Annotated in this window: 4 protein-coding genes; 1 reads left to right on the forward strand and 3 read right to left on the reverse strand. The window is 74.8% G+C overall.

Going from position 1 to position 5,147, the window contains the following annotated elements:
• The 3 genes from ACFV4F_RS08315 to ACFV4F_RS08325 all read right to left on the reverse strand — a co-directional run.
• Window positions 1–517, reverse strand: a 517-nt coding sequence (locus ACFV4F_RS08315; RefSeq protein WP_380500984.1) for a DUF1707 domain-containing protein, incomplete at its 3' end; no start/stop codon positions are given.
• Between the two features lie 109 nt (window positions 518–626).
• Window positions 627–2,765, reverse strand: coding sequence for an MMPL family transporter (locus tag ACFV4F_RS08320; protein WP_380500986.1), 2,139 nt, complete (start codon window positions 2,763–2,765; stop codon window positions 627–629).
• A gap of 11 nt (window positions 2,766–2,776) precedes the next feature.
• Entirely contained in the window at window positions 2,777–4,378 is a 1,602-nt protein-coding gene (locus ACFV4F_RS08325) for an MDR family MFS transporter (protein ID WP_380500988.1), read from the reverse strand.
• A gap of 114 nt (window positions 4,379–4,492) precedes the next feature.
• On the opposite strand from ACFV4F_RS08325, the gene ACFV4F_RS08330 reads away from it, so the two are divergent.
• Window positions 4,493–5,002, forward strand: coding sequence for a MarR family winged helix-turn-helix transcriptional regulator (locus ACFV4F_RS08330; protein WP_380449013.1), 510 nt, complete (start codon window positions 4,493–4,495; stop codon window positions 5,000–5,002).
• Window positions 5,003–5,147: the final 145 nt, after the last annotated feature.

A 5,147-nucleotide genomic window follows, 5' to 3' on the forward strand; every position in this document is an offset into this window, starting at 1 on the left:
CGCGCCGCGCGCGCCCCCGCGCGGGCGCCCCCGCGCCCCGCCCGCGCCCCCCGGGGGCGGCCCCCGGGGGCCGGCCCCCCCCCCCCCCCCCCCCCCCCCCCCCCCCCCCCCCCCCGACCAGGATCGCCGCCAGCCCCAGCAGGATCAGCAGCCGCGCCGGCCCGGAGCCCAGCCAGCCGGCGCCGAACAGGAGTCCGCCGGCGGCCCAGAGGCCGATCGAGTACACCAGCGCCCGCGTGCCGTGGCGCTCCCGGAGCCGCAGCGGGCGCCGGGTGCCCCGGGCCGCCCGCATCCGGGCCGGTGGGGCGGCCCCGGCCGGCGCGGAGCGCCGCACCGCCGGGAGGTCGGCCGTGACGTGGCGCAGCGCCTCGTGGGTCTCGGCCGCGAAGGTGTCGTCCAGGCGCGTCTCCAACTCGGCCTTGGTCAGCAGGCTCCGGCTGAACTGCTCGCACAACTGGGCTGCCACCGCCTCGCGTTCGGCCTCGGAGATCCAGTCGCGGCGGGATCCGGTTGTCATGTTCCCTCGCTCTCCGCTCGTTCAGTGGACGGGTTCTGCGTGGATGGGTTCTGTGTGGGCGGGTGTTGCGTGGACGTGCTGTCGGCGCCGTTCCGTCGGGCCCGTGTCGTCAGCGGACGCCGTCGGGCTCGGGTGTGCTCGCCGCGGCGGTGCTGCGGGGGCCGGGGATCCGGGCCGGGCCCGGGCGGCCCGGCCACCACAGCCGCGGGCCGATGTCCAGCGCGAGGGCCGGCACCAGGAGGGTGCGCACCACGAGGGTGTCCAGCAGCACGCCCACCGCGACCAGGACGCCCAGTTGCAGCATGCCGACCGACGGAAGGACCCCGAGTGCCGCGAACGTCGCGGCCAGGACGAGGCCGGCGCTGGTGATGACCCCGCCCGTCACGGCGAGCGCGCGCACCACGCCGCGGGAGTGGCCGATCCGGGCGGTCTCCTCGCGGGCCCTGGTCATCATGAAGATCGTGTAGTCGACCCCCAGCGCGACGAGGAAGAGGAAGCCCATCAGCGGCAGCGACTCGTCCGAGTGCGGGTGCCCGAGGGCGCGGAAGAGCAGGACGGAGGCGCCGAGCGCCGCGCCGAAGGACAGCACCACGCTCGCCAGGAGCAGCACCGGCGCCACCAGGGAGCGCAGGAGCACCATCAGGACGAGCAGGACGACGGCGAGCACCAGCGGCATCACCAGCCGCTCGTCGTGCGTGGTGGTGTCGGCGACGTCCAGGCTCTGGGCCGTGCTGCCGCCGATCAGCGCCCCGGGGTCCGCCGTGTCGTGCACGGCGGTGCGGATGTGTTCGACGGTGGCCTCGGCGGCCTTGCTGCCGGGCGGATCGCTGAGCAGGGCCTGGATGCGCAGCCGGTCGCCGGAGGTCTGGGCGGGCGAGACCGCGGCCACCCCGGGCAGGCCGTGGACGGCGGCCGTCACCTGTTCGGCCCTGGCCGCGTCGGCGTAGATGTCCAGCGGCGCGGAGGAGCCGGCCGGGTAGTGCGCGGCGAGGACGGTCTGGCCGGTCACCGACTCGGGCTTGCCGGTGAAGGCCTCGCTCGGGGAGAGCCCGGAGTGCAGGCCGAGCGCACCGATCGCGCACGCGGCGAGGGCCACCGCGCTGGCCAGCCAGACCGGGCGGGGCCGGCGGGCGACGGCGGCGCCGACCCGGCCCCACGGGCCGGACTCCGGCTCGCCCGGGCCCGTCCACACCGGGCGCGGGACGAACGGCCAGAAGAGCCCGCGGCCGAGGATCACCAGCAGCGCGGGCAGCAGCACGGTGATCGACACGAGGGCCACCACGATGCCGATCGCCGCCACCGGGCCGAGCCCGCGGGTCGAGTTCATCCGCGCGGCCAGCAGGCAGAGCAGACCCAGCGTCACGGTGGTCGCGGAGGCGACGACGGCCGGGAGCGTCCGCCGCAACGCGCTGCGCATGGCCTCGTGCCGGTCCTCGTGGCGGCGCAGCTCCTCGCGGTAGCGGGCGATCAGCAGCAGGGCGTAGTCGGTGCCCGCGCCGAAGACCAGGACGGTCAGGACGCTGGTGCTCTGCCCGGTGACCACCAGGCCGGCGTGCTTGACCAGCAGGTACACCACGGCGTTGGCCAGCGACGAGCTGATGCCCACGGTCAGCAGCGGCACCAGCCAGAGCACCGGGCTGCGGTAGGTGACGATCAGCAGGATCGCCACCACCGCGACCGTGGTGAGCAGCAGCGGGCCGTCGACGCCGCCGAAAACGGCGGACTGGTCGGCGGCGGCGCCGGCCGGGCCGGTCACCTGGACGTCGAGCCCGGCCGGGGCGTCGGCGTGGGCGTCGTGCCGGATGGCCTTGACGTCGTCGACGAGCCGGGTGAACCCGTCCGCGCCCTGCATGGTGAGCGGGACGGTGAGCAGTAGGGCCCGGCCGTCCCCGGACGGGGAGAGCGGGGGCGGCGTGCCGCCGTAGCGGGCGAAGGCGGCGCGGTCGCGCTCGGCCTTGCCGGTGTCGTCGGCGGTGATGCCGCCGGGGCGGGAGTAGACGATGCTGGCCGGCAGCACGTCGCCGATGCCGAAGTGGTCCCGCCCCGTCTCCAGGGCCTTGGTCGACTCCGCGCCCCTGGGGAGCCACTGGGTGATGTCGTTGCTCTGGGCGCCGATCAGCTGGGCGCCGAGGGGTGCGGCCACGCCGGCGAGCAGCAGCCACAGGACCAGGACCAGCCACTTGGAGCGGGCGCCGGCCGGCAGGAGAGCGAGCTTCTTGAGCAGGGCTGAGCTTTTGAGCAGGGGCATGGCAGGGCTCCTCAGCTGCTCTGCGGGGCGGCGTGGGCGGGGGCGCTGGGGGCCTCGGGCGGCTCCTCGGCGCCCCAGCCGCGCTGTTCGAGCGTGATGTCCTTGAGGAAGACCGCCGCGGCGAGCCCGGCGAGGAGGACGAACCCGGCGATCAGGAAGACCGGGCTGAGCGCGTGGGCGTAGGCCTGCGCCAGGCCGTGCCGGACGGTGTCGGGCAGCCGGCGCAGCGCCTCGGGTGAGATGCCGCCGTTGGCGGCGATGCCGTTCGCGGCGCCGTCCGGGACGTACGTCGGGATCTCGTGGGTGAGGCGGCTCGTGAGGACGGTCGCGAAGATCGAGACGCCGAAGGAGGTGCCGAGCATCCGGCTGAAGGTGACGGTGGAGGTGGCGGCGCCCAGGTCCGCGCGGGGCGCGGCGTTCTGCACCGCGACCACGACGACCTGCTGGGACAGGCCCGCCCCGACGCCGAGCAGGAACATGTAGAGCCCGGACAGGAAGCGGCTGGTGTCGGCCGTCATGGTGGACATCAGGAAGGCCGCGACGGCGGAGACCAGCATGCTGGCGGCCGGGTACCACTTGTAGCGGCCGGACTTGGCGACCGCGCCGCCGACGCCGAAGGACGCGAGCATCAGCCCGAACATCATCGGGAGCAGCAGGAGGCCGGAGTTGGTGGCGCCGGCGCCCGCGGAGATCTGCAGGTAGAGCGGGAGGAAGAAGACCAGGCCGAAGCCGGTCAGCCCGCCGACGAAGGCCACGGCGTTGCAGATGTCGAAGGTGGAGTCGCGGAACAGGCCGAGCGGGATGACCGGTTCGGCGGCCGAGCGCTCCACGACGACCCAGCCGACCAGCAGCGCCACGCCGCCCACCGCGAGGCCGACGGTGGTGGGGGAGCCCCAGGCGTAGGTGCTGCCGGCCCAGTTGGTGAGCAGGACGAGGCACACCAGCGCGCCGGAGAGCAGCAGCATCCCGAGGTAGTCGATCCGCGGCCGCTCGGGGCGGCGGGCGCCGCGCAGGTAGAGGGCGACCAGGACGAGGGCGGCCGCGCCGATCGGCAGGTTGACGTAGAACACCCAGCGCCAGGTGACGTGTTCGGCGAAGAAGCCGCCGGCGATCGGCCCGCCGACCGCGGACAGCGCGAAGACGCCGGCCGAGTACCCCTGGTACTTCGCCCGCTCGCGCGGGCCGAAGAGGTCCCCGGTGAGGGCGAACATGGCGGCCATCACGCCGCCCGCGCCGATGCCCTGCAGGACGCGGAAGGCGATCAGCTGGCCCATCGTCTGGGCGGCCCCGCAGGCGGCGGAGCCGGCGAGGAAGACGACGGTGGAGACGACGAAGACCTGCTTGCGGCCCAGCAGGTCGCCGAGCTTGCCGGCCAGCGGCATCACGGCGCTGGAGGCCAGGATGTAGGCCGCGCCGACCCAGGCGATGGAGCTCAGGCCGCCGAGGTCGCCGACGATCGTGGGCAGCGCGGTGGCCACGATCGAGGAGTCCAGGGTGGCCATCAGCATCGCGAGGAGCAGGCCGAAGTAGACGATCATCACGTGCCGGTGGGGCATGGCGCCCTCGCCGGGCGCGGGGGAGGAGGTGCTGGTGGTGTCGGGCTCGGTTGACATGGCAACCCCTATGCTTTTAGCAACTATGTGACTCGTGAACATAGATGCCAGAAGAAAGTATGTGCGTTGAGCATAGATCTGCCTTCTGCACGTGTCAACGCGTATATTTGTGCCATGACCAGAGCCGCCGAGACCCCCGCCAGCACCCGTCGCCCGGACACCGCCGCGCCGGACCCGGCCCTGACCGCCATCGAGCGGGCCATGGTCCGGATCCGCCGCAACCAGACCAGGCGGTCCCTGGGCAAGCTGGTGACCGCGCAGCTGGGCCGGGACGTCGACCTGTCGCACAGCGTCGTGGTGGACGCGGTCGAGGAGGAGCCCGACCACCCCGGCCAGGAGGTCACGGTCGGCCTCGTCGCCGAGCGCCTGGCCGTCGACCCCTCGCGGGCGAGCCGCCTGGTGGCGGCGAGCGTGGAGGCCGGCTACGTCCGCCGGGTCGCCTCCCAGGCCGACAGCCGGCGCATCTGCCTGGAGCTGACGAAGGAGGGCCGGGAGCTGGCCGCCCTCTCGCACCGGGTGCGCCAGGAGTACTTCGGCACCATCACGGACGGCTGGACGGTGCAGGAACGTTCCGACTTCGCCCGGCTGCTGACCAAGTTCGCGGGCCTGCCCGAGGCGGAGTGAGCGCGAGGCCGTCGGAGGGGTGACGCGGACGGGGGGGGGGGCGGGGGGGGGGGGGGGGCCGGGGGGCGGCGGCGGGCGGGGGCGGGGGGGGCCCCCCCCCCGCCGCGCCCCGGGCGTGTCGCGGGGCGGGCGCGCGCCCGCGCCC

It is taken from the genome of Kitasatospora sp. NPDC059722, from assembly GCF_042733235.1.
GTDB lineage: Bacteria > Actinomycetota > Actinomycetes > Streptomycetales > Streptomycetaceae > Kitasatospora.

Excerpts from the sequence above, each read along its gene's own strand:
- ACFV4F_RS08320 (WP_380500986.1), bottom strand. The coding sequence starts at position 2,765 with ATGCCCCTGCTCAAAAGCTCAGCCCTGCTCAAGAAGCTCGCTCTCCTG.
- ACFV4F_RS08325 (WP_380500988.1), bottom strand. The coding sequence starts at position 4,378 with ATGTCAACCGAGCCCGACACCACCAGCACCTCCTCCCCCGCGCCCGGC.
- ACFV4F_RS08330 (WP_380449013.1), top strand. The coding sequence starts at position 4,493 with ATGACCAGAGCCGCCGAGACCCCCGCCAGCACCCGTCGCCCGGACACC.